At 63.1% G+C, this 22,952-nt stretch carries 21 protein-coding genes; 13 read left to right on the top strand and 8 right to left on the bottom strand.

Annotation, left to right across the window (positions count from 1 at the left end; all coding sequences use genetic code 11):
• Nucleotides 1-22: 22 nt before the first annotated feature.
• Complete coding sequence (locus tag QSV46_RS11610) at nt 23-700, bottom strand: nitroreductase (RefSeq protein ID WP_314950424.1); 678 nt, start codon at nt 698-700, stop codon at nt 23-25.
• 105 nt (nt 701-805) lie between these two features.
• Between QSV46_RS11610 and QSV46_RS11605 the strand changes: the two genes are divergently transcribed.
• Nucleotides 806-1,768 carry an alpha/beta hydrolase gene (locus QSV46_RS11605; RefSeq protein WP_314950422.1) on the top strand — a complete coding sequence of 321 codons (963 nt, stop codon included), beginning with the start codon at nt 806-808 and terminating at the stop codon, nt 1,766-1,768.
• Between the two features lie 44 nt (nt 1,769-1,812).
• Here QSV46_RS11605 and QSV46_RS11600 read toward each other — a convergent pair whose 3' ends face one another.
• Nucleotides 1,813-2,184 carry a nuclear transport factor 2 family protein gene (locus QSV46_RS11600; protein WP_314950421.1) on the bottom strand — a complete coding sequence of 124 codons (372 nt, stop codon included), beginning with the start codon at nt 2,182-2,184 and terminating at the stop codon, nt 1,813-1,815.
• A gap of 103 nt (nt 2,185-2,287) precedes the next feature.
• Here QSV46_RS11600 and QSV46_RS11595 point away from each other — a divergent pair, with 103 nt between their 5' ends.
• The 3 genes from QSV46_RS11595 (at nt 2,288) to QSV46_RS11585 (ending at nt 4,491) form a co-directional block, all read left to right on the top strand.
• The gene (locus QSV46_RS11595; RefSeq protein WP_314950420.1) at nt 2,288-2,851 is read left to right on the top strand and encodes a helix-turn-helix domain-containing protein; all 564 of its coding nucleotides are present in this window, start codon (nt 2,288-2,290) and stop codon (nt 2,849-2,851) included.
• Nucleotides 2,852-2,946: 95 nt separating this feature from the next.
• Nucleotides 2,947-3,195 (top strand): hypothetical protein, encoded by a 249-nt coding sequence (locus QSV46_RS11590; protein WP_314950419.1) that lies wholly within the window; start codon nt 2,947-2,949, stop codon nt 3,193-3,195.
• A 243-nt stretch (nt 3,196-3,438) separates the two neighbouring features.
• Nucleotides 3,439-4,491, top strand: coding sequence for a type II asparaginase (locus QSV46_RS11585; RefSeq protein WP_314950416.1), 1,053 nt, complete (start codon nt 3,439-3,441; stop codon nt 4,489-4,491).
• A gap of 130 nt (nt 4,492-4,621) precedes the next feature.
• Here QSV46_RS11585 and QSV46_RS11580 read toward each other — a convergent pair whose 3' ends face one another.
• Nucleotides 4,622-5,497, bottom strand: coding sequence for an MBL fold metallo-hydrolase (locus QSV46_RS11580; RefSeq protein WP_314950414.1), 876 nt, complete (start codon nt 5,495-5,497; stop codon nt 4,622-4,624).
• Between the two features lie 254 nt (nt 5,498-5,751).
• Between QSV46_RS11580 and QSV46_RS11575 the strand changes: the two genes are divergently transcribed.
• The gene (locus tag QSV46_RS11575) at nt 5,752-7,968 is read left to right on the top strand and encodes an alkaline phosphatase family protein (RefSeq protein WP_314950411.1); all 2,217 of its coding nucleotides are present in this window, start codon (nt 5,752-5,754) and stop codon (nt 7,966-7,968) included.
• A gap of 194 nt (nt 7,969-8,162) precedes the next feature.
• The gene (locus tag QSV46_RS11570) at nt 8,163-8,696 is read left to right on the top strand and encodes an REP-associated tyrosine transposase (RefSeq protein ID WP_314950409.1); all 534 of its coding nucleotides are present in this window, start codon (nt 8,163-8,165) and stop codon (nt 8,694-8,696) included.
• Nucleotides 8,697-8,861: 165 nt separating this feature from the next.
• Here the strand turns inward: QSV46_RS11570 and QSV46_RS11565 are convergent, their stop codons facing one another.
• Both QSV46_RS11565 and QSV46_RS11560 read right to left on the bottom strand, forming a co-directional pair.
• Nucleotides 8,862-10,484 carry an ABC-F family ATP-binding cassette domain-containing protein gene (locus QSV46_RS11565; RefSeq protein ID WP_314950950.1) on the bottom strand — a complete coding sequence of 541 codons (1,623 nt, stop codon included), beginning with the start codon at nt 10,482-10,484 and terminating at the stop codon, nt 8,862-8,864.
• Between the two features lie 119 nt (nt 10,485-10,603).
• Nucleotides 10,604-12,163: a multicopper oxidase family protein gene (locus QSV46_RS11560; protein WP_314950407.1), complete on the bottom strand. Its 1,560-nt coding sequence runs from the start codon at nt 12,161-12,163 to the stop codon at nt 10,604-10,606.
• 274 nt (nt 12,164-12,437) lie between these two features.
• Between QSV46_RS11560 and QSV46_RS11555 the strand changes: the two genes are divergently transcribed.
• Genes QSV46_RS11555 through QSV46_RS11545 form a run of 3 tightly spaced genes read left to right on the top strand, consistent with a single transcriptional unit; the run spans nt 12,438 to nt 16,383 of the window.
• Nucleotides 12,438-15,221, top strand: coding sequence for a xanthine dehydrogenase family protein molybdopterin-binding subunit (locus QSV46_RS11555; protein ID WP_314950405.1), 2,784 nt, complete (start codon nt 12,438-12,440; stop codon nt 15,219-15,221).
• A complete protein-coding gene (locus QSV46_RS11550; RefSeq protein WP_314950402.1) occupies nt 15,218-15,742 on the top strand; it encodes a (2Fe-2S)-binding protein in 525 nt (174 codons plus the stop codon). The genes QSV46_RS11555 and QSV46_RS11550 overlap by 4 nt, the downstream gene beginning before the upstream one ends.
• Before the next feature lie 23 nt (nt 15,743-15,765).
• Nucleotides 15,766-16,383, top strand: coding sequence for an Isoquinoline 1-oxidoreductase subunit (locus QSV46_RS11545; RefSeq protein WP_314950400.1), 618 nt, complete (start codon nt 15,766-15,768; stop codon nt 16,381-16,383).
• A 68-nt stretch (nt 16,384-16,451) separates the two neighbouring features.
• Here QSV46_RS11545 and QSV46_RS11540 read toward each other — a convergent pair whose 3' ends face one another.
• On the bottom strand, nt 16,452-16,913 hold the full coding sequence (locus QSV46_RS11540) for a heme-binding protein (protein WP_314950398.1): 462 nt from the start codon (nt 16,911-16,913) through the stop codon (nt 16,452-16,454).
• A gap of 75 nt (nt 16,914-16,988) precedes the next feature.
• Here QSV46_RS11540 and QSV46_RS11535 point away from each other — a divergent pair, with 75 nt between their 5' ends.
• Nucleotides 16,989-17,903, top strand: coding sequence for a LysR family transcriptional regulator (locus tag QSV46_RS11535; protein WP_314950948.1), 915 nt, complete (start codon nt 16,989-16,991; stop codon nt 17,901-17,903).
• Nucleotides 17,904-18,641: 738 nt separating this feature from the next.
• Here the strand turns inward: QSV46_RS11535 and QSV46_RS11530 are convergent.
• Nucleotides 18,642-19,121: a tail fiber domain-containing protein gene (locus tag QSV46_RS11530; protein ID WP_314950394.1), complete on the bottom strand. Its 480-nt coding sequence runs from the start codon at nt 19,119-19,121 to the stop codon at nt 18,642-18,644.
• 426 nt (nt 19,122-19,547) lie between these two features.
• Here QSV46_RS11530 and QSV46_RS11525 point away from each other — a divergent pair, with 426 nt between their 5' ends.
• Together QSV46_RS11525 and QSV46_RS11520 are read left to right on the top strand one after the other, a co-directional pair.
• Nucleotides 19,548-19,727 carry a hypothetical protein gene (locus tag QSV46_RS11525; protein WP_314950391.1) on the top strand — a complete coding sequence of 60 codons (180 nt, stop codon included), beginning with the start codon at nt 19,548-19,550 and terminating at the stop codon, nt 19,725-19,727.
• A gap of 241 nt (nt 19,728-19,968) precedes the next feature.
• Nucleotides 19,969-20,940 (top strand): hypothetical protein, encoded by a 972-nt coding sequence (locus QSV46_RS11520; RefSeq protein WP_314950388.1) that lies wholly within the window; start codon nt 19,969-19,971, stop codon nt 20,938-20,940.
• Nucleotides 20,941-21,171: 231 nt separating this feature from the next.
• On the opposite strand, the gene QSV46_RS11515 is transcribed toward QSV46_RS11520, so the two are convergent.
• On the bottom strand, nt 21,172-21,543 hold the full coding sequence (locus QSV46_RS11515; RefSeq protein ID WP_314950385.1) for a hypothetical protein: 372 nt from the start codon (nt 21,541-21,543) through the stop codon (nt 21,172-21,174).
• A gap of 659 nt (nt 21,544-22,202) precedes the next feature.
• Here QSV46_RS11515 and QSV46_RS11510 point away from each other — a divergent pair.
• Nucleotides 22,203-22,889 carry a hypothetical protein gene (locus tag QSV46_RS11510; RefSeq protein WP_409997167.1) on the top strand — a complete coding sequence of 229 codons (687 nt, stop codon included), beginning with the start codon at nt 22,203-22,205 and terminating at the stop codon, nt 22,887-22,889.
• Nucleotides 22,890-22,952 lie beyond the last annotated feature (63 nt).

The raw sequence follows: 22,952 nt of genomic DNA, 5'->3' as shown, positions 1-22,952 counted from the left end.
GAATAATCGTCTCTTCGTCGTGCTAGTCGGCAAAACCCACGTAGTGCACGAACTCCTCGTTATACTCGCGGTCCGAGCGAACCGCGTTCGCGGCAAAGCCGTCGTCGGGATAGCCCATCGCGACGCAGGTCATGATGACCTCGTCCTCCGGGATTCTCGCGACCTCGCGCACGATGTCGGAGCGCATGATGCCCTGCCCGTTGATCACCGAGCCGAGTCCACGGTCCCAGGCCGACAGCACGATTCCGTAGCAGAGCGCGCCGAGATCGAAATGGCAGACCGCGCCGGGGTCGAGCACGCGGTCATAGGTCAGCACCAGCGAGACCGGCGCGTCGAACTGGCGAAAGCCGCGCAGCACCCAGTCCTGGCGCATCGGCTTGTCGTCGCGCGCGATTCCCATCGCGCCGAACAATTTCTTGGCGATGTCGACCTGGCGAGTGCGATGTACGCCCTGGTACTCGCCATGGCTGACGATGTCGCGCATAACCTTGGCGCCGCCGACCATCTCCTCCATGTTGCGGCGGCGCAGCTGTTCCAGCGGGCTGCCCGTGAGCACATGGACGTGCCAGGGCTGAGTGTTCATCGACGACGGCGCACGCTTGGCGCTCTCGATGATCGCCTCGATCACCGCGCGCGGCACCGGCTCGTTCCTGAAGCCGCGCACGCTGCGGCGCGACTGGACTAGCGTTTCGAATTCCACCTCTTCAACCTCCCTGCCCGTTCGTTCGGCGACCGGTTGCCGACGTCATGCGCAAAATCTATGTTGATCCGCAAGCAAGACCAAGAACCCCGTGAGGAGACCACCATGGCCGTGCCGCTCGATCCCGTCATCGCCCAGATCATCCCGCTACTGCCGCTGCGCGATCCCACCGTGATGACGCCACAGAGCGCCCGCGATTCCTTGCGTGCACTGGCTGCCTCACGCGCGGCCGTGCCGCCGCCGCCCGTCGACACCGTGCAGGATATCAAGGTGAAGGGCGGCGCCGGCCTGCTCGATGCGCGTGTCTACCGCATCGGCACCAATCCCGCACCGACGGTGGTGTTCTTCCATGGCGGGGGCTGGGTCGCAGGCGATCTCGAGACCCACGACCGGCAGGCGCGCAACCTCGCGATCGAGACCGGCGCGGTCGTTGTCTCGGTGTACTACCGGCGACCGCCGGAGACGCGCTTTCCCGGCGCGTTCGAGGACGCCTTCGCCGCAATGCGCGACGTATTTGGCCGCGTCGCGGAATTTGGCGGCGATGCCAAGCGCATCGGCGTGGCCGGCGACAGCGCCGGCGGCAATCTCGCGGCCGCGACCGCGATCGCCTGCCGCGACGCCGGCATCAAGCTCGCCGCCCAACTGCTGGTCTATCCCGTGACCGACGTCCTCGGCAGCTATGCCGATGCGCGCGAGAACGATCGCTTTCCGTCACGCATGGAGAATGCCGACGGCTACTTCCTCACCCGCGCCACGATGGAATGGTTTTGCGGCCACTATCTCGCCGATCCCAAGCACGCCGCCGACTGGCGCGTCTCGCCGCTTCGTGCGGCATCCCTTGCCGGCATCGCACCCGCGATCGTGACCACCGCCTGGTTCGATCCCTTGCGCGACGAGGGCGCGGCCTATGCGCGGGCTCTGGAAGCAGCCGGCGTGCGCGTCAAGCACCATGAAGGTCCCGGCCTGATCCACGGCTATTTCGGCCTCGGCGATTCCTCGGACGTCGCGCGGGCCGAGGCGCAGCGTGCGCGAGCCGATTTCAAGGCGCTGCTCGCGCAGGGGACGTGACGCACGGCCCGCAACGGATTCACCTTTGCAACATCAGCCGGCGATCAACCCTTGGCCGCCGGCACCTCGAAGAATCCCGTTGCCTGAACGAGCCGCCCGTCTTCGCCAAAGCGGCCGAAGCTCTCTCCCTTCACGAATGCTGTTCCGGCGCCGTCGTACATCGTCCAGCGGAAGAGGCCCTGCGCGTGGTGCTCGAGGAAGCTGTCATTCCTGAAATAGGCGCCGGGAAACTTGAGCTGGGTCTGACCGATGCGCAGCATCAAGGCCTCGCGCCCCTCAATCTGCGAGCCCGGATCGGTGTACACGCAGTCGGCGGCCACGCTTAGCTCGAGCAGCCGGCGGCGCTCGTGCTCGTCGACGGGCCCCCACGCCGATTGATAGGTGTTCCAGGTCTTCAGTCGCGCTTCGTCGTTCATCCTGCCGAACCTCTCGTGGCTGCATGTCGTTTTTGACGTATTGACAATTATCGAAATTTTGTCAATCTCCGGCCTGTGCGATTTCTCGCGCCCCTGAGGAGTGATGCCCCAGCACACGGTTTCGAAAGAGGAGCTTGCCACCGCGGCGGCGACAGAAGTGTTTTCGCGCTACGGCTACGCCCGCACGACCATGGGTGACATCGCCGCGCAGGCCGGGATATCGCGGCCGGCGCTCTATCTGCTCTTCCCCGACAAGGATGCCGTGTTCGCGGCGGTGATCTGGAGGATGGACGCGCAGAAGCATCGCGACATCAGGGCCGCGATCGCCCGCCTCGATGGTCTTGACGCCAAGCTGCTCCACGCCTGCAAGTCCTGGGGAACCCATGGGTTCGATCTGATCGAGGCGCATCCCGACGCGGCAGATCTCTTCGACCTCGGTTTCCCCGCGGTCCGGAAGGTCTACGACAACTTCCAGGTCCTAGTCGCCGATCTCATTCGCGATCAGGTGCAGGCCGCAGGGATCGCGGAGGATCCGGAAGTGCTGGCGCGATGCCTGGTGTTCGGCATGCGCGGGCTGCGCGAAACCGCGAGAAGCGGCAAGGAGATGCGGCGGCTGATCACCGTTCAGGTTGGCATGCTGGTCAGAAGCATCGGCGGAGACATCTAAGATGCGGCGGCCGAAATATCGACGCCGTCCTGCTTGATTGCGCCACGATTCCCGGCTCCAATCCGTCTGCCAATTTTTGGTTTAGGGAGACACCCATGATGAAGCGGATTTTCCTCGCTGCGATTCTTGCCACCTTCGCGGCAGGCTCGGCATTCGCCCAAGAGACCTGCGAGAGCAAGGCCGTCGGCAAGGACGGCAAGCCGCTGGCCGGCGCCGCCAAGACCTCGTTCCTGAAGAAGTGCAAGGCGGATGCCTGCGCGCCCAAGGCCGTCAGCGCCGAAGGCAAGCCACTCGCCGGCGCCGCCAAGAACAGCTTTATGAAGAAGTGCGAGGTCGGCGCGTAACGCACTGCTTCTTTGGCGAGCAATCGTTAGACGAACTGCCACATGGCCGGGCTTGTCCCGGCCATTCGTGTATGTGTTTCCGTGTACCCAGCGTCCAGACCAAATCATCCGAAGTATCGCCACGCTGGACAGGAGGCCTCGACTGACGGATCATGCAGTGCTGAGCGAACCGGGGCGCATCGTTTTCTGGAAAGGGACGTCAAGATGTGGCAACTGCGAGTGCGTCATCAGATCATGGCGATAATGAGCTTGCTCTTCGCGCTGCTCATCGGACTTGAGGCCGCGAATGCGCGCGGCCCCGGCCTGCCCAACGTCATGGTTCTGGCAACCGGTGGCACGATCGCCGGCACCGGCGCGAGCAGCACCACCGTCGTCGGCTATACCGCAGCCACGGTGGGCATCGACACCCTCCTGAACGCCGTCCCTGAACTGAAAACGGTGGCCAACATCAAGGGCGAGCAGGTTTTCCAGATCGCCAGCGAGAACATGAACAATGACTACTGGCTAAAGCTTGCCAAGCGCGTCAACGCGCTCCTGGCGCAGGACGACGTCGATGGAATCGTGATCACCCACGGGACCGATACGATCGAGGAAACCAGCTATTTCCTGAACCTGGTCGTCAAGAGCAAGAAGCCCGTCGTCATCGTCGGCGCGATGCGGCCGTCGACAGCGATCAGCGCGGATGGGCCGATCAATCTCTTCAACGCGGTGATCCTCGCAGGCAGTGACGAGGCGATCGGCAAGGGCGTGCTGGTCGCTCTCAACGATCAGATCAACGCGGCGCGCGACGTCACCAAGAACAACACCTCGACGGCAGACACCTTCCGTACGCCGGAGCTCGGCTTTCTCGGCTACATGCAGGGCAACAAGCCGTACTTCTATCGCCAGTCGACGCGCCGGCACACGGCGGACTCCGAATTCGACGTCTCCAGTCTCGATGCCCTCCCGCAAGTCGACATCGTCTACGGCTATGCCAACATGAACCGGGTCGCGGTCGACGCCTTCGTCGGCGCCGGGGCCAAGGGGATCGTGCATGCCGGCGTGGGTGACGGCAGCCTGGCCCGGCCTGCGGTCGAGCCGGCTCTCGACGAGGCCCGCAAGAAGGGTGTCGTGATCGTTCGCAGCAGCCGTGTCGGCAACGGCATCGTCGCGCGCAATGGCGAGGCCAAGGACGACGAACACGACTTCGTCGTCTCGGATACGCTCAATCCTCAAAAGGCGCGCATTCTGCTGATGCTGGCGCTGACCAGGACGACCGATACCAAGGAGATCCAGCGGATGTTCTATGCGTATTAGAGCGTCCGACGCGCGGTCGCTCCACGAACTCGTCATGCCCGGGCTTGTCCCGGGCATCCACGTTCTTGTTGCCGTGTAGCAAAGGTCGTGGATGGCCGGGACAAGCCCGGCCATGACGGCGAGGCGGTGGTCAATCCCGCTTGAAACGGTAATCAAAGGCGGCGCCCAGCGGCTTGATCAGTCCGGCCGTCGGTGCCGGGAAATGGATCGGCAGGATCAGCGTGTCGGTGTCGGCGACGGAAGCGAAGAACTTTCGCCGCGACACCGCCGACTGCTTTGGATCCCAATCGGGCATGGCCGACCAGTCGGGCTCGCGGCACTGGATCTGGTGATGCATGAGGTCGCCTGCGACCACCGCGCGGCTACCCTTCGAAGAGATGTTCACGCAGCAATGACAGGGCGAATGCCCCGGCGTCGGCGTCAACGTGATGGTGTCATCGAGCGCGTAATCGTCGTCCACCAGCAGCGCCTGGCCGGCCTCGACGATCGGCAGGCAGTTGTCGCGAAATACGGTCCCCGGCGGATTGCTGCCCTTGGCATGCTCGGCCTCCCAGGCCGCATACTCGCCCTTGTGGAAGACGTATTTCGCGTTCGGAAACGTCGGCACCCAGCGCCCGTCGCGCAAGGTCGTATTCCAGCCGGTGTGATCGATGTGCAGATGCGTGCAGAACACGTAGTCGATCTGCTCGAAAGAGATGCCGAGCGCGAACAGTTCGTTGCGCCAGCGCTCCTTGCCCGGAAAATCGAACGGCGGCGGATGGCCTTTGTCCTCGCCCGTGCAGGTGTCGACCAAAATGGTGTGGCGCGGCGTGCGCACCACGAAGGTCTGGTAGGTGATGACCATCATGCCGCGCGCCGCGTCAAACACCTCCGGCTCCAAGCTCGGCAGATGGCGCTTGAAGACGCCCTCGTCATAGGCCGGGAAAAAATCCTGCGGCCGCCGCCACGGCCCCTCCCGCTCGATCACCGCATCGATGGTGATGTCGCCGATCCTGAGCTGCTTCACGGTTCACTCCCCAATTTTCTCAAGCGTAGCGAACGAGTTCGCAGCCTTCAAGACGCATGAGCGTCTGCTTGCGCTGACGAGTTCCCATCACCGGCGCGACGAAAACCTCACTTGGACTCTCGCGACAGCTTCACGCAACGACGCAGATGCGTCGCGCAAGCGTCATACGCGCGTCGTCGGCCGCGCTCGATAATCTCCGTGTCATTTCAGGCTACACGCGCACAGATTGCGCAGCAAAAACATGGGGCGTTCTCGTGAAAAAGCTCTTCTCCCTGATATCTTCAATTTCGCTCGCGGCAACGCTGGCGGGCACGGCTGTGCCGGCGCACGCCGATCAGGATAACAACGGCCGTGACCGCGGCTTCGACAACGCCAGGGATCGCGACCATGATCAGGGCCGCCATCACGGGCATCGATCGCCGTCGGTGGTCGTCATCTCCCTCGATGGTGCAAGGCCTGATTTCATCCAGCAGTTCATCGAGGAGGGCGTGCTGCCACGCGACGGCGGCCTGGCCCGACTGAGCCGCCACGGCGCCGTGGCGCTCCAGAACATCACGGCGTCGCCATCGCTCACCGCGGTCTCGCATATCGAAATCGCCACCGGCTCGACCGCTGTCCACAACGACATCCCCTCCAACACATTCCAGGCGATCGTCGGGCCGATCACATCGAGCCTCAGCGGCTTCGCCGCTCCGATCGGGGGCTATCGCGAGAGCCCGCTTGGACCTTCGCCGCGGCCGACGGCACTGCCGCTGTGGGTGCAACTGCGCCAGCAGGGAAAGAAAGTGGTCACCGCCACATGGCCGGGCGGCGATGGCGCCGACATCTCTATCAACGGCACGGTGGTGCAACCTGCCCAACCGATCCGCATCACCGACTACACCGTGCCGTTCGGTGCATTTGGCGGCCTCGGTGCCCAGGGTTTTTCGCTCTCCCGGTCAGAATTCGCCCCCGATCCGGCGGTGGCCACGGCCCTCCAGGCGGCCGGCCGCTTCTCGTTCAGCCCGGTGCTGGCGACGTCCACGCCGATCGAGACGTTTTCATGCGCGTCGGCGCCGACCGCAACCTGCACCAGCGCAGCCACGCAGGACCTGAAATACGCGATCCGGGTTGCCGCACTCGATACCACCAATGACAACAAGGTGAACTACGACACGCTCGTCTTTTTCGACGTCACGCGCGGCATCACGGCGGGACCGTTCCCGCCGCCGGCGACCGGACCGGCCTACGCGAAGTTCGGCGGCGAGAACGCGCCGTTCTTCTTCGATAGTAGCGGAGCCAAGGTCGGCGCCGCGTACTTCGTCTCGCAGCTCGCACCTGATCTGTCGGTGGTGCGCTTCGCCCGTTACGGCGCCAACTTCATCCCGCGCAACGCAGCCGTGCTGGCCGACGTCGACGACATCAACAACAGCATCGGATTCTGGCGGCCGCAGGCCGACTTCCGTATTCCGGAGCGGCTGAGCCCGGGCTTCACCGACTTCCCTGACATTGAGGTCGAGGCAATGTACGAGGACATGGTCAAGACCTTCGTGCGCTATCAGACCGAGATCGGCGAGCGCGCGATCAAGAACAATCCCGACGCCGACCTCGTCATGATCTATATCGAGCAGCCCGACGGCTCGGAGCATCAGTTCCTGCTCGCCGACCCGCGCCAGGGCACCAATCCGAAGGACCCGAACTCGATCGGCGCTGGCCAGGACCCCGCCAAGGTCGCCCGCTATAAATCCTATATCCGCTTCGCCTATCAGACGGCGGACAAGGCTGTGAAGCGGATCGCCGACGCGGCGGGGCAAGACAGCAACGTCATCGTCGTCTCGGACCACGGCTTCGCGCCATTCCATACCTCGGTCAGCATGGCCAACATCCTGAAGAATGCCGGCATCGACACCACCAAGCTCGCGATCCGCACCTCGGGGCCGGCGGTCAACATCTATGTCAACCTGCAGCAACGCGAATTGAATGGCACCGTCGATCCCGCCACCTACACGGCGCTGGTCACGCAGATCACCGATGCCGTGAAAAATGCTGTCGATCCCAACCCGAAGTTCAACGGCTCGCTCGAGGGCGGGCGGCTCTTCAGCGTAGTCGAGACCCGTCCACTGCAGTGCGAGGCCGGAATCGGGCAATGCACCAGCAAGACCATCGGGCAGGATTTCGGCGATGTGTTCGCGCTGATGGCTCCCGGCTACAATTTCGACGGCATCCAGAACCCCGGCGTGGCACGCCTCGGCGATGCGCCGTTCAACGCGGCGACGACCACGCTGTCGATGCCGAATTTCTACGGGGCCCACGGCCATGATCCCAAACTGCCGGTGATGAGCGCCACCTTCATCGCCGCCGGCCCGCAGATCCGCAACAACAGAACGATCCGCCGCATGCGCAATGTCGACGTGGCGCCGACCATCATGCACCTTCTCGGCGTCAGGCCGCACCAGGTCGATGGCGAGGTACTGCGCGAGATTTTGCGGTAGAGACACAACCCAACGGATGGACGCCGATCGGCGTCCATCCGGCGACGTAATCGTAGCCCCGATGAAGCGAAGCGCAATCCGGGGCCAGACCATCCACGCCGCACGATCGCCGCACCGCAAGCGAGTTCATTGCAAATCTCCCGATTTGGTTGTAGCCCGGATGGAGCGAAGCGCAATCCGGGAAAGTCCCTCGCATGGTTCGCTATCGGCGCAATTTTGTTCCGGGCGGAAGCTACTTCTTTACCGCGACACTGAATGACCGAAGATCATCCGCGCTGGTCGATCACATCGACAAGCTGCGCGCGGCCTTTCGCGCCACGCGCGCCGAGCGACCATTCACGGTCGATGCGATCGTCATCCTGCCCGACCATCTCCACGTCATCATGACCTTGCCGGAAGGTGATGCAGATTTCCCGGGCAGATGGCGGCGGATCAAGAGCCTGTTCACGCATCGACTGGCCGCGTCCGGCGCCTCGATCTCCCGCAATCGTCGCGGCGAGTTCGCCCTGTGGCAGCGGCGATTCTGGGAGCACACAATTCGCGGCGAGACCGATTTCGAACGCTGCGCCGATTACATCCATTACAATCCCGTCAAGCACGGCCTGGTCGCGTCGCCGGTCGACTGGCCGTACTCCTCGCTGCATCGTTACGTCCGCGTCGACATACTGCCCGCTGATTGGGGAGGAGTGGGCGAGATAAACGGCAATTTTGGTGAACGAGGAAATTGAACCCCCGGATTGCGCTTCGCTCCATCCGGGCTACGAAATTCCATCGAGGTCTGTAGCCCGGATGGAGCGCAGCGTAATCCGGGGCCGGACCATCCTCATCGCTCGGCTATCCTCGTGGCACGAAACCCGGATTGCGCTGTGCTCCATCCGGGCTACGGATTACAACTACGAGCGCAATCCCGGCGCTTCCTGCCCCGTGCGCGCGACATACTCGGTGTAGCCGCCGCCGAACTGGTGGATGCCGTCCGGCGTGAGCTCCAGCACGCGGTTGGATAGCGTCGCCAAAAAGTGCCGGTCATGCGAGACGAACAGCATGGTGCCTTCGAAATCCGCCAGCGCCGTGATCAGCATCTCCTTGGTGGCGAGGTCGAGATGGTTGGTCGGCTCGTCCAGCACCAGAAAGTTCGGCGGGTCGAACAGCATCTTCGCCATCACGAGGCGCGCCTTCTCGCCGCCTGACAGCACGCGGCAGCGCTTCTCGACGTCGTCACCGGAGAAGCCGAAGCAGCCGGCGAGCGCGCGCAAAGAGCCCTGCCCGGCGGTCGGAAACTGGTCTTCCAGCGACTGGAACACGGTGCGTTCGCCGTCGAGCAGATCCATCGCGTGCTGGGCGAAATAGCCCATCTTGACGCTGCCGCCGACCGCCACGGTGCCCTGATCCGGCTCGCTCGCACCGGCAATGAGCTTGAGCAGCGTCGATTTGCCGGCGCCGTTGACGCCCATCACGCACCAGCGCTCCCTGCGGCGGATCATGAAATCGAGTCCGTCATAGATCCGCTTGCTGCCATAGCCCTTGTAGACGTTCTTGAGCGCCACAACGTCTTCGCCCGAACGCGGCGCCGGCGGAAAATCGAACGCCACCGTCTGGCGACGGCGCGGCGGCTCGACCCGCTCGATCTTGTCGAGCTTCTTGACCCGGCTCTGCACCTGGGCTGCATGCGAGGCGCGCGCCTTGAAGCGCTCGATGAACTTGATCTCCTTGGCGAGCATGGCCTGCTGGCGCTCGAACTGGGCCTGCTGCTGCTTCTCGTTCTGCGCCCGCTGCTGCTCATAGAACTCGTAATCGCCGGTGTAGGTGGTGAGCGAGCCGGAATCGATCTCGATCACCTTGGAGATCACGCGGTTGATGAACTCGCGGTCATGCGAGGTCATCAGCAGCGTGCCTTCGTAATCGTGCAAGAACTTCTCCAGCCAGATCAGGCTTTCGAGATCGAGATGGTTGCTCGGCTCGTCGAGCAGCATGACGTCGGGCCGCATCAGGAGAATGCGCGCCAGCGCCACGCGCATCTTCCAGCCGCCCGAGAGCTTGCCGACGTCGCCGTCCATCATCTCCTGGCTGAAGCCGAGGCCGGACAGGGCTTCACGCGCGCGGCCGTCGAGTGCGTAGCCGTCGAGCTCCTCGAAGGCGTGCTGCACCTCGCCATAGCGCGCGATGATCTCGTCCATCTGGTCGGCCTTGTCGGGGTCGGCCATGTCAGCCTCGAGCTGGCGCAGCTCGGCCGCGACCTCGCTGACGGGACCCGCGCCATTCATCACCTCGGCCACGGCGCTGCGGCCGGCCATCTCGCCGACGTCCTGGTTGAAATAGCCGATGGTGATGCCGCGATCGGTCGAGACCTGCCCCTCGTCGGGCAGTTCCTCGCCGGCGATCATCCGGAACAGCGTGGTCTTGCCCGCGCCGTTCGGGCCGACGAGCCCGATCTTCTCGCCCTTGTTGAGGGCGGCGGAGGCTTCGATGAACAGGATCTGGTGGCCGGCTTGCTTGCTGACGTTGTCGAGGCGGATCATGGGGTCTTTTTGGGGGAATTGTTGCGTTGCGGCGTAATAGGCCATGCGAGCCGCCAGGGGAAGCCCGGCCGGGCCCGGTTGTCCGGCCAATCGCCGAATTCCTCCAATTCCCTGGAAGCTTACGGCTTGTAGACCTCGACCGTCTGCATCATGCCCATCTCCTCATGGTTCATCATATGGCAGTGGAGCATGTAGACGCCGGTGAAATCCAGGAAACGGGAGCGGAACACGACCACGCCGCCCTTGCGCTCCACGATCACGGAATCCCGCCATTCCGGCACCGCCAGCGCCTTGCCGTTGACCGAGACCACCTGGAACGGGTTGGTGTGGATGTGGAAGACATGGTCATCGTGCTCATGGGTGTTGACGATGGTCCATTCCTCGACCGCCCCGAGCTTGACCCTCTGGTCGATGCGGTTGGGGTCGAACTTCTTGCCGTCGACGAAGAACTCGAATTCCTGCCAATGGCCGGCGGCATCGGCCTCCGGCGCGGTCGCCGACAGCACCACCTTGCGGCGGTTGGTGATCTCCGTGTCCTTGATGGTGGCGAGCGGCGCCGGTGGCAGGGCGCGCGGCAGCTTCATCTCCATCGGCTCGCCTGAGACCACGACCCGCGCGAGCGGCCCGACTGGCGAGGGGTGGCCCTGATCGTAGGGCGCCGCGTTGAAGGCGTAGGTGCCGGGCGTGCCCGCTTTCACCAGGATGTCGGCACGCTGGCCCGGCGCGATCAGGAGCTGCTTCATCTGTTGCACGGCGCCGAGTTGGATGCCGTCATAGGCGATCGCTTGCAGATCATGCTTTTCCAGGTCGAGCAGCATGTCGTCCTGATAGGCGGCATTGAGGAGGCGCCAGCGCTGCACCTCTCCGGGGCGCATCTCGATCACCGGCCGCCGCTGGCCGTTGATGGCAAGAAAACGCGTCGCCGTCTCCGGAAACAGCGTCTCGAAATTCTCGACCATGCCCTTGGCGTCGTAGACCACCTGGGTCAGCACCATGAGGCGCTCGCGGGCTGTGGCGATCTCGGGAACGTCGGCGAAATCGCCCTCGATGACGACGGCGCCGACCATGCCGGAGGACATCTGGATATCGGCGCTGCCGTGGTGGTGCGGGTGATACCAGTAGGTACCCCTGGTGTGATCGGCCGGCAGGGCGATTTCGATGTTGTAGCTGCGGCCCGGCGCCATCGAGCGCATGACGTTATCGGCGATCCCGCTCGGGCTCGTATGCGCGCCGTGGAAATGGAAATTGGTGTTGTTGAACTGGTGCGGATGGCTGATGTCGGCCGGCAATCCATCGCGGTTCGGCGGCAGGTCGTTGATCAGCTTGATGCGCAGCGTTTCGCCGGGCTTCATGCGCAAGGTCGGTCCGGGGCTGCCGCCTTCATAGGATCTGACATAGAGCCTGACGCCGCCGATCTGGCGATAGGCATAGCCGACGCGCAAGGTCGTGCTCAGCACGCCATTGACGGACCGCCGCACCTCGGGCTCGACCAGCAGCTGGTCCATGGCAGGAACGGGCGTTTCAGCGACCATCCCCATGGTCGGCGACATGTCCGAGGTGTGGGACATGCCCGCATGATCGTGCACGGCGTGCTGGGCATTCGCCGCACCTGCGAACAGCGACAACGCTCCCACCTTAAGACCGTAGTCGAGCAATTGGCGCCGCGAGAGCTTTGTCATATTCGCCGTGACTGGAGAGATATCGTTCGGATCGTGCTGCATTTGAGTTTCGCCCCCGTTGCCAATCCGTCTTCAGTTCGATTCGAGTCTAAAGCAAAAGCGAAACGACGATCCAATCCGGGAAGCACTGGACATTCACCGGTTGTAAACGCCCTGCCCCTCTCTATCGTCGCATGACGAATCACGACGGATATGGGCTAGCATTGGCGTACTCTCCTGGCATTGATGCCGCCAGCATCATGATGTCCCCGAAACCTTGCACAAGGATCTGATCATGGGGCCTTCGCGACGCGAGTTCGTGAAGTGGTTGTCGGCGGGAGGCATCTCGGTCAGCCTGTCACATCTGGCGTCCGCGGCGGGCGTGCCCTTCGCAGCCCACGAGACGCTGCCTGGACGCGGCAAGTTCAATCCCGCGACCAGGGGCACCGGCCGTGTCGACGGCGTCGCCAAGGTCACCGGCGCAAAGCTTTACGCCTCCGACTTCCGGGCCAACGATCTCGCTGGCTGGCCGCAGGCCACCTCGCACGCCATCCTGGTCCGCGCCAATGACGCCACGCACGTCTATACCGGCATGGACCTCGCCCGCCTTGGCGGCGCGCTCAAGCCGTCGGTGGTGATGACCGCCGCTGATCTCGACCGGATCGGGACGCAGGTGCCGCAATTCTATGCGGGCGACCTGTTCTGTCCGGTCGGCACGACGCCGCTTTATCTGGGACAGCCGGTCGCGCTTTTGATCTTCGAAAAGTTCGACGCCTTCGACCAGGCGCGTCTCGCGCTGCGCGACGGCACGTTCGTCCAATTCGGCGAGGAGACCGGGCCTGTGGTCGTCCCCGATTACGGGGCCTTCCGCTTCACCCGCCTGGCGGGCCCCTCGCCTGACAAGCCGGATGTTTATTCGCCGATCCAGGCCGGTTGGGTCTCGCCCAAGAAGGTGCAGAGCGCGGCGCTGCCGGTGTGGTCGCCCCTTGCGAAGGACATGCCGGCGGATTACGCCAAGGCGGCAAAATATGGCGAGCAGATCCGCGCCGAGCTCGCCGCAAACGACGCCTCGCTGCTGGTGCTCGACCGCGAGTTCGAGACGCAATCGGTCGACCCGATGTTCCTGGAGCCGGAATGCGGGCTCGGCTGGTACAACGGCAAGGACGGCAATAAGGGCGGCAACCTCGAACTCCTGCTCGGGGTACAGTCGCCCTACGAGGCGGCGGAGTCGATCGCGCATCTGTTCGGCAAGGCCCGCGCGCCCTACAAGCCGTCGCACATCAACGCGCAGTTCGCCCATGTCGGTGGCGGCTTTGGTGGCCGCGATCACACACCTTTCATTCTCTATGTTGCGCTCGCGGCAGTCTGCTTTCCCGGCAAGCCCGTGCGGCTGGCGCATGATCGCTATCAGCAGTTTCAGGGCGGCATCAAGCGCCACGCTATCAAGATGCGCTCGCGCATCGGCATCGATCGTGCCACCGGCAAGATCAAGGCGTTCGCAGCCGATCACGTGCTCGACGGCGGCGGGCTCGCCCATTTCTCGGCCAGCGTGGCCGTCGTCGCCGGCACCGGCGCGATCGGCATCTACGACATTCCGAAGGTCGACGTCAGGACCGTCGCGGTGCACTCGCGCGGCGTGAGCGCGGGCTCGATGCGTGGCTACGGCATCCTGCAGGCCGAGACGGCGCTGGAGGTCTTGATCGACGAGGCGGCATCCGAGCTCAAGCGCGATCCGATCGAATTCCGGCGGCGCAATGCGCTGCCCCAGAACGGCCGGACCATGACGGGCAATCCCTACATCGTCTCGGTGCGCACGCCCGAAATCCTCGACAAGCTCGAGCAGCATCCGATCTGGCAGCAGCGCGCACAGTTCAAGCAGACCTCGTCGGATCGGCTGGTCGGCACCGGCGTCGCCTGCGTGACGAAAGACTATGGCTCCGGCGCGGACGGCTCGCTCGGACGCGTGGAGCTTGGACTCGACGGCAAGATCGCGATCTATTGCGATCATGTCGAGATGGGCAACGGCATCGGGACGGCGCTGGCCAACCGGGTCGCAAGTCATCTCGGCGTCATTGCCGACGAGGTCTCGGTCGCCCGCGTCGATAGCTATGACGTGCTCGGGCTGGTCACCTCAGGCGATCCCGCCACCATGGACCAGAAGACCCAGGATGCGGCGGAGAAAAATCCGCGCTGGGTGCCCGCGATCAGTTCGCCGACAAGCTCCTCGATCGGCGCGCATGTCGGCACCCATTCCGCCGGGGAAGCCGCCCACGTCATCTTCCGCTTCGGCCTGTGGCCCGCGGCGCTTGAGCTGTGGCGCATCGCCAGGACCGATCCGCGCGCGCGGCAATGGGACGTCGCAAGCTGGCAGAACGGGCAGCTCACCATGCCCGGCCTCGAACCGCTGGCGCTGCCGGTCCTGGCCGCGACAGCCCATGCGCGCAGCTTCGTCACCGGTGCGGTGGCGCACAGCTTCTCCCGCTGGGCGTGGTCGCGGGCCCGCTTTCCGCTGTCCGGCGAGCAATACCGCGCCGACATCGACGCGCTGGCGATCCGCAAAGGCAACGGCAAGTTCGAGCGGATCAACCGCACCAGCGTCAAGTTTCCGCCGACCGACAACAACCGGATCGGCACCGCCTACACCTCGATGTGCGGCACGGTCGTCCGCGTCGAGATCGAGCGCTCGACGGGTGCCTTGCGCATCGCCAAGGCCTACAGCGTGTTCGAATGCGGCACCGCGCTGGTGCCGGAAGTCGTGATGGGCCAGGCCCAGGGCGGCTTCGCGATGGGCGTCGGCTATGCGCTATTGGAGACACTGCCGCCGTTCGAGGGCGGTCCCGGCAACGGCGAATGGAATCTCGGGCGCTATCTGGTCGCGCGCGGCTCCGACCTGCCGCTCCGCGACCTCGAGATCGAGATGCTGAAGCCGCTAGTACCGGACGAAGCGCCAAAGGGCATGGCCGAAGTCGTGATGATCCCGATCGTGCCGGCCCTCATCAACGCCATCCATGACGCCACCGGCCATCGCTTTCGCGCGCTGCCGGTCACCGCAAGCCTATTGAAGGGAGTGCTCGCGTGACGACCCTCAGCCTCACCATCAACGGCCAGAAGCACGGTCCGATGGACGTCCGCGACGACCTCTCGATGAACGATTTTTTGCGCGAGATGCTCGGGATGACCGGCACCAAGTTCGGCTGCGGCGCCGCGCAATGCCTGAGCTGCGCCATCATCGTCGACGCACCCGACGGCACCAGCACCACCAGCCCCACCTGCGTCGCGCCCGCCGTGAACTTTGACGGCAAGTCGATCCGCACCGTCGAGGGGCACGCCAGGGACGGCGAGCTCTCGGCCCTGCAAAAAGCGTTCATCGAGCACTTCGCCTTTCAGTGCGGCTACTGCACCGCCGGTTTCCTCAACGAGGGTCAGGTGCTGCTCGAACGTCTCTCGCGCACGCCGGTCGCGCGCGAGGCGCTGGAGCAGACCATTGCGGATGCGCTCGACGGTCATCTCTGCCGCTGCACCGGCTACATCAAATATCACGAGGCGGTGCGCGACGTGATCCTCGCCGATTCAGCCCGCTACCTCATTGCCACCAAGTGAGCGTGCCTGGGGGCACACGAGCCATGATCTGCGACGCACGATTCAAGACGATTGCGGTGATCGCGGCACTCGCGAGCAGCCTGTGCGCGGGCTACGCGGCGTCGGAGACGGCGAGCCATGCGCTCGCTTCGCCCGAGAGCTTTGCCGCGATCAGCGACACCGAAAAGCGCTCGGCTGCGATCTTCACCGAGCTCGGCCGGGTGCTGACGCATCCGCGTTGCACCAATTGCCATCCGGCCGGCGACAGGCCGCACCAGGGCGACAATGCCCGCCTGCATCAGCCGCCGGTCACGCGCGGCGCTGACGGCCATGGCCTTGAGGCGATGCGCTGCAACACCTGCCACCAGAAGGCCAATTTCGAACCCGGCCGCATGCCCGGCCATCGCGATTGGCATCTGGCCCCGCGCGAGATGGCCTGGGAAGGCAAGACCGTCCGCGAAATCTGCGAGCAGATCAGGGATCCCGCCCGCAATGGCGGGCGCAAGGTGGAAGACCTGATCGACCACATCGGCAAGGACACCCTCGTTGGCTGGGCCTGGAAGCCCGGCTTCGGCCGCTCGCCCGTGCCGGGTACGCAGGCGCAGGCCGGCGCGCTGGTGGAGGCTTGGGTGAAGGCGGGAGCTGCGTGTCCTGCGCCGTGAGCTCGTGCCGGTTGACGTACTGCACCGCGTATTCGTGCTTCTCCGCTGCCCTCGGGGTTTGAGACCGGTCAGGATCCGAACGCGGCAAGACCTGCCGATGCGACCTGCGCGTCCTGGGTCGATTGCATGCCTGAGACGCCGATCGCGCCGATTACCCTTCCGTCGCGCACGATCGGAAGGCCGCCTTCCAGAGGCGTCAGATTGGTCATGCCGAGAAGCCGCAGATGAAGGCCGCCGTCGGCAAGCGCGGATTCGAACGCCCCTGTCGACCGCCTGAAATCGACCGCTGTTTTCGCCTTTTGCTGAGCGACGAGCACGCTGCCGTGCTGCGCCTGATCGAGACGGTATAGCAGAACGAGATGGCCGCCGCTGTCAGTGACGGCGATCACCATTGGCCAGCCATGACGTTGCGCTTCGGCGCGCGCCGCGCCGGCGACGAGCACTGCCTCATCGAGCGTTATAGGGGCACCATAGAGCGGCGTCAGGGCCGCGAGAGGTGCGTTTGCCGCATTGGGGTCAAGTTTCGTCATGGAGAGCTCCAGGTCGTTGAGAGCTCATCAACAACATATCTCACATCTGCTGATAATATCTGATACTGAGGAGACATTATCTCACTTTCCGAGAGAATAACCCTGACCTCGCTGGCGGACTACACGACGTTTCTGGCTATTGTTGATGAGGGTAGCCTGACGTCGGCAGCAGCTCGTCTCGGCAGATCGCTGCAGGCGGTGAGCCGGTCGCTGGCGAGGCTCGAGCAGGATGTCGGCGTGGAGCTCGTGTCGCGCACGACGCGGCGCCTGCATCCGACGGCGGCAGGGCTCGACTTTGCCGACCGCATCCGCCTCGCACTCACGACCATCGAGGGCGCCCGTGAAGATCTCCTCGCCCGCGATCGCCGCCTCGCCGGCATCATCCGCATCGGCACATCCAGCCTGTTTGGCCCCGAATATGTGACCCCCGCGCTCAGCCAATTCTTGATGCGGAATCCGGAGGTCGACATCGAACTCGTGTTGTCTGACGAGCATGTCGACCTTGTCGCTGAGAAGCTCGATTTCGTCGTGCGCATCGGCAACCTGCCGGACTCGAACTTGCGGGTTCGCCGCCTCGGCGGATTGAATTGGGCGGTCTTCGCGTCACCGGCTTATCTCGCCACGTACGGTCGTCCCGAGCATCCACGCGAGCTATCCCGTCATGAATGCGTGCTGCGGACCAGCGACGACGACAGATGGGTATTTGACGGCAACAACCGGCGCATCGAGGTGCATGGCCGCTTTCGATCGGAAAATGCCGCCGTGCGCAATGCGGCCGTGGCGTCTGGCTTTGGCATCGGGCTCGCACCGCTCTGGCAGGTGCGCAGGCTCATCGAGCAGGGAATTGTCGAGCAAATCCTCGTCGGTCACGAGCCGCCGCCTATTCCCCTCCAGATCGTCTGGGTCAAGCGGGGTGCCGGCGCGTTGCCGCGGCGCGTCCGTGCCGCGATGGAATTCCTCGTGACGCGGCTCTCTGCCCTGCGGATATGAGTTGCGGCTTCACCGCATGGCCCCCTCGAAATGGCCTGGAGGACACGACGCCCTGATCTTGAAGACGGCGTTTCGGACCGACGTCCTTTGAACCCGCTTTTGCGTGGCCAAGACTTTGCATGGCCAAGACTTTGCATGGCCAAGACTTTGCACGACCAAGGCTTTGCGCGACCAAGTCTTTGCACGGCCAAGGCTCGAAGCGAAGATCCCTCCTCCGGCCCCGGCGAGCCGCATTGAAGTCGCCAGTTCCGCTCGCCATGTGTAGAGGACCGCTTGGAGCACAAAATGAAAAAGCTTCTCACGTGTGTGGCGGCCATGAGCTGCCTGGTCGCCCTTCTCTCTATCGCGCAAGCCCGCTCCGCATTCGACGGCTCCTGGGACCTCGTTTTCGTGACGCAAAGAGGCACTTGCGATGCGACCTATAATTTCACCGTCAACATCACCAACGGAACAATCACACATCCGAACTTAGTCAGGTTCAGAGGCTACGTGGCGCGTTCCGGCGCAGTTCGGGCGTCGGTGACAGTCCAGGACAAATTCGCGTCCGGCTCAGGCCGGCTCTCTGGTAACTTTGGCCGCGGGAGCTGGAGTGGCCATTCGGGAAGCGCACGTTGCTCAGGCCATTGGACTGCGCAGCGAGCTTGAAGCGCTGACCCAGCCCGCAGCTGGCCGCAGGGAGCAGAGGACGGCTCCGCGCCACCTCACGGCCGCTGCGCGCCAGATGCGGCATCGGGCGCGTTACTGATCAACGGGTGTGCCGGCCGGGACATGGGCGCCCGACGCGATCCATTGGTCGTAGGTCTGGAACTTCACGCCGAGCATGTCGTACGAAACTCGCAGGTAGCCGTCGCTGCCGCGCAGCACCGCGGTGGGCATGATCGTCTCCACTTCCTGCGCCATCACGCCGACATGGGATTTGTTGCCGCCGTTGTAGGTGAAGCGATAGAAGCCGATGCCGTTTTCGAGATGACCGATCAGGAAGATGTCGTGCTTGAGCATCATGTCCGATCGCCGGACGACACGCCGGGTGGTCCGCCGTGCAACACCTCGCACGCCGACCACTGGTGCGACGACGGGCGCGACAACAGGACGGACGACGCAGCCCGCGCGGTAGACACCAGCGGCACAATAGACAACAGCATTTGCCTCGGGTGTCTCGATGGCCATGGTTGCGGAGAAGGCGGTAATGCCGAGCGCAGCGAGGAGGATCGAGCGCATCATTGTCTCCTTCGTTCAATTGTTGTCAGGGAATTTCTCGCCAAAGAATAAAGAATAGGATCAGATTTTCGCCCGGCGAGCAATTGTTCTCCGAGGCGATACCTTCCGCGCCTCAATTCACAGACCATCGCCGCATCGACAGACTGTGACAGAGATGCAGACTAACTATCGTCGCTGGCCCTCACGGACAGGTTGTGCTAAGAAAAAAATACTGGAGGTGCCGCATTGCAAACAAAAGAGGCTCCTCAAGCGACGCACCTTCAATTGCGCTTAATAGCTCTTTTTCTGGCGACCTTGTCTTGAGTTCTACAGACGCCACGCCGCGTTTGATGCAGCTGGTCATGCACGCCCTCTTGCAGGCATCTGGCATCGGCTTTGCTGCCCCTCTCTGCAGAGGAGGCGTTCAAATGTCGGCGAAACGCGTCCGTGACCACATTCCCGTTGATGCATGACGATTGTGACCCCGAACGCGAAACGCTCACCGCTATGAAGTTCGCCCTGGCGGCCGATGGGCTGGAGCGGCAACGCTTGGTCCGCCTGGCGATGGCTTGGCAGGAGATCGCCCGGATCCATCCAACCTCCGGCCGCAGCGAGAAGGCTGCGTAGGGCATGCCCCCATAAGGGCGCAAGTGTCGGCCTTGGTGCTGTGGCACTGGACAGATCGGACGGTAAGTGGATGTGCTCTAGCTTCGCCCTGGCAATACGATCCTGAATTCCCAACCAGCGCTACCTGAGGATCAGCACATGCTGACCTTGCCACCGGGGCGTAGCTCCCGACGCGAATTCTCGGTAAGCTATGACTTCCGCTCCAAAACTCCGTACTTTAAGGCGGCGGGTTTGGATGAGAATGTCAGTTTTCCGCACTCGAGCCAAAGGGACGGCGCAAGTCCTGGGTTTTACCGCGTTGGTTCGGTCGTGTTGTCGTCTGACGTGGGTGCCGGTTTTGGTATGTCTCTCCGATCCCGTGCTGGCTAAGGATCCTGGCGACAGCGATGATGCCTCCAGGCCGACTTCGTGGCCCAATATCTATCTGGACTTGAGAACGAACTACGCCACGGTGCCGGCCAATACACTTTCGATCGGCTTCAGCAGTCCTTCGCTGTCAACGGCCATCGCGGCGCTTCGAACCCTGTCGGATCTGTCGAGTTCTCCGCGACTTTCGAGCTTTCCGGCTCGTTCCTCGCCCTCAAGCCAAAGCATCGCGCTGGACGTTCCGCTGACGGTCGATGTTACCGACGCCGTCTCGTTGTACGGCGGTGTCACGGCGAGCGCGTCGCAAAGTGGGACGTCTGATTGGTCGTCCCTTGCGATCTCCAGCTGGAACGTCGGTTTCCAGGCTGACCTTTATCAGCAGAATGGCGGATCGATACCAACGATTACACTGCAGACCACCATCACGAGATCGGTGCCGGATTCGGCGCTTGCGACGACGTCCTTCAACAACATTGTGGAGTTCGATTATGCGCTGAACGAAGACGAGACCAACGGGTTGCTGGCCGGGGCCCAATACACGAGGATCAATGTCGACTCTCCACTCGCAACGATCAACCCGAACACCATTGGCTATCTCGGCGGCTACTATCAGTGGCCCAACAACTGGAAGCTCACGGGCCGCGCGGGCGTTCAATCATTCGGGGGTGCGCAGCTGCTGAACCTCGCGACAATGCCATCCTTTACTCAGCCCATTGTACGGCTCGACCTCGACCGGATGGACGATAACGATAATCGCTTGTTTGGCGTCACAGCCCAGATTGCATGGACCCCAAAGCCCGCCTATCAGCTGACGATCAGAACGCCGCTATACTTCGTCAGAAACTGAGACGCCGGGCGGGCCCATCTTGTTGACGACACCGCGCGGAGACGGATCCAATCCCGCTGCCAGATCGCCGCGCCGACTGAGTATTGCTTTCGTGCCGACCTTTTTCCTCACTGCAGCGGCTCGACGTTCGCTACTATCCGCTTGTCGAGTTGCTGCAGGTAACGGTCCACGCGATGCGGTCAAGGTAAGCATCGGCACAGCATCCGGCTGCAAACAATCCCCGGCGGCGTCTCACAGCTTGTTTCGGTTCTTGCTCGCTCCCCTCAACTTTGGAGCGTCCGGCGTCGATTTCACCCAATCTGCCATTTGCATGCAGGTGAGCAGGTCGACATAGCTGTCACTGCCGCCAGCCGTCGCCTCGCCTTCGCATCGGTTTCGAAGGCTATCGGAGTTCGTGAGCCATACGGAATTGAGCTGTTGCAGCGCGGAATTCTCGTCGCGCATGCAATCATCATAGCTCTGCGGCAGATCCAGGCCCATCGCCTTATCCGTGGCTACGGTCGCCTTGCACGTCGCCTCGACATTCAGCTGAGGGACGCGTTCGCTGACTGGAATTGTTGTTTGGCCGCCCATCATCGCCAAGAAAAGCAATACACTCTTCATGCAGAACTCCCCGGTTGAGATCTCACCGAAGCAATTTCATCGGACGACAATCGTGCGGGTATCGTATTGATTTGAATCAAGAGAAGTGAATGGATTGTCTCTCCGTGAGAGCGTAACGCGCACGGGCGCAATATGGAAGCTAGAATTCTGTCAACCGCTCCGCTGAACGGCAGCGACGCTTACGTTCCGTTGTGGTCGCTGCCTCCAGTCATGCGAGGAGCCGACTTGTTGAACGTTGAAAGTGCAGCGGTCGATTAAGACAGCACATCGTTTGCCTTCACGAACCGGAATGCGACAATTCGCCTCGTCACACTCGGATCACTTCCACAACACGAACACCCCCACGCTGCGAGGGGTGAGTAGTTGAGAGTGCGAGAGATGTAGGGGGACAAAATAGAACACCATGGCTGGTTCTCGCCCTTCCTGAGTGCTATACTCTAGATAGCTCGTGGAGGTAGTCGAAGCAAAACGCTTCCAAGTCGTCGCTCAATTTTTACCTTACAACGAAGTAATTCTGGCCCTGATAACGATTGCTGCAGACGTCGAGCGGCGGTTCTCTGCAAACGAAGCCGTATTCCTTTCTTGCGCCCCTTCTCGCATCTGACGCGAGAGTGCTTCCACGCGACCGATCTGTTTTTGCGAAACAGGAATGGAAAGCCATGCGCATCACACATCTGAATCATATTTTCGGCATGCTTGCCTTGGGCACAACGTTATACACCACCAACGCGGCGCTCGCCCAGAACGCGGCAGCGCCGCCTTCAATGAAGACGATCGGTGCGCCATCTGGCGCAGCCAAACCCGAGATCGTGCCGTCGCTGTTCGTGCTCAACTCCCGCGGTGCGACGTTGCAGGGCGACACACTCACTTTGACCGGCGTATCACCCAGCTCGATCATATTTGCCGACCGCCCGGTAAGATCCGCCGGCCACCAGCCGACCGCTGACGTGATCGCGGAGTGGGGATCGGGTGAAGACAGTTTCGCCAAAAATCCTCCGAACGCGACCGTCTCCGTGCTGGGCAAGGACGGCTCGGTCAAGGATGCCGTCGTGGTCCTGAAGAATCCGAAGATCGAGGGCGACAAGCTCACCTTCAACGTTCAGACCCTTGAAGGTGATCTTGCCGGCGCCGACGGTGGGGCCGCCCTCTTCATCGACATCATCGGCCGGCCCTTCACGCCGATGTCGTTTGCCGGCGTTGCGCGGCGCAGCGCGTTCCGTGGCGCGATGTATGCCGGCGCCGTTGGCGCGGCTGCATATGGCGCGGCAGCTTATGCCGCACCGTATGCCCCCTATTCCTACGCTCGCCCGGCCTGCGGCTATTATCCATACCCGCCCTGCTATTGACGGCAATGCACGGGGAAGCGGCAGCTTCCCTGTTTTCGATTGAGTTGAACGAAATGGCACCGG

Origin of the sequence: Bradyrhizobium cosmicum (assembly GCF_032290525.1) — a bacterium.
GTDB classification, from domain to species: Bacteria; Pseudomonadota; Alphaproteobacteria; order Rhizobiales; family Xanthobacteraceae; genus Bradyrhizobium; species Bradyrhizobium cosmicum_A.
The sequence above is the reverse complement of the archived record's forward strand: the minus strand, read 5'-3'. Positions and strand labels throughout refer to the sequence as shown.

Excerpts from the sequence above, each read along its gene's own strand:
- QSV46_RS11595 (WP_314950420.1), top strand. The coding sequence starts at position 2,288 with ATGCCCCAGCACACGGTTTCGAAAGAGGAGCTTGCCACCGCGGCGGCG.
- QSV46_RS11540 (WP_314950398.1), bottom strand. The coding sequence starts at position 16,913 with ATGACGAAACTTGACCCCAATGCGGCAAACGCACCTCTCGCGGCCCTG.
- QSV46_RS11585 (WP_314950416.1), top strand. The coding sequence starts at position 3,439 with ATGAGCTTGCTCTTCGCGCTGCTCATCGGACTTGAGGCCGCGAATGCG.
- QSV46_RS11545 (WP_314950400.1), top strand. The coding sequence starts at position 15,766 with ATGATCTGCGACGCACGATTCAAGACGATTGCGGTGATCGCGGCACTC.
- QSV46_RS11570 (WP_314950409.1), top strand. The coding sequence starts at position 8,163 with ATGGTTCGCTATCGGCGCAATTTTGTTCCGGGCGGAAGCTACTTCTTT.
- QSV46_RS11590 (WP_314950419.1), top strand. The coding sequence starts at position 2,947 with ATGATGAAGCGGATTTTCCTCGCTGCGATTCTTGCCACCTTCGCGGCA.
- QSV46_RS11605 (WP_314950422.1), top strand. The coding sequence starts at position 806 with ATGGCCGTGCCGCTCGATCCCGTCATCGCCCAGATCATCCCGCTACTG.
- QSV46_RS11510 (WP_409997167.1), top strand. The coding sequence starts at position 22,203 with ATGCGCATCACACATCTGAATCATATTTTCGGCATGCTTGCCTTGGGC.
- QSV46_RS11555 (WP_314950405.1), top strand. The coding sequence starts at position 12,438 with ATGGGGCCTTCGCGACGCGAGTTCGTGAAGTGGTTGTCGGCGGGAGGC.
- QSV46_RS11600 (WP_314950421.1), bottom strand. The coding sequence starts at position 2,184 with ATGAACGACGAAGCGCGACTGAAGACCTGGAACACCTATCAATCGGCG.
- QSV46_RS11520 (WP_314950388.1), top strand. The coding sequence starts at position 19,969 with ATGTCAGTTTTCCGCACTCGAGCCAAAGGGACGGCGCAAGTCCTGGGT.
- QSV46_RS11565 (WP_314950950.1), bottom strand. The coding sequence starts at position 10,484 with ATGATCCGCCTCGACAACGTCAGCAAGCAAGCCGGCCACCAGATCCTG.
- QSV46_RS11560 (WP_314950407.1), bottom strand. The coding sequence starts at position 12,163 with ATGACAAAGCTCTCGCGGCGCCAATTGCTCGACTACGGTCTTAAGGTG.
- QSV46_RS11530 (WP_314950394.1), bottom strand. The coding sequence starts at position 19,121 with ATGCGCTCGATCCTCCTCGCTGCGCTCGGCATTACCGCCTTCTCCGCA.
- QSV46_RS11515 (WP_314950385.1), bottom strand. The coding sequence starts at position 21,543 with ATGAAGAGTGTATTGCTTTTCTTGGCGATGATGGGCGGCCAAACAACA.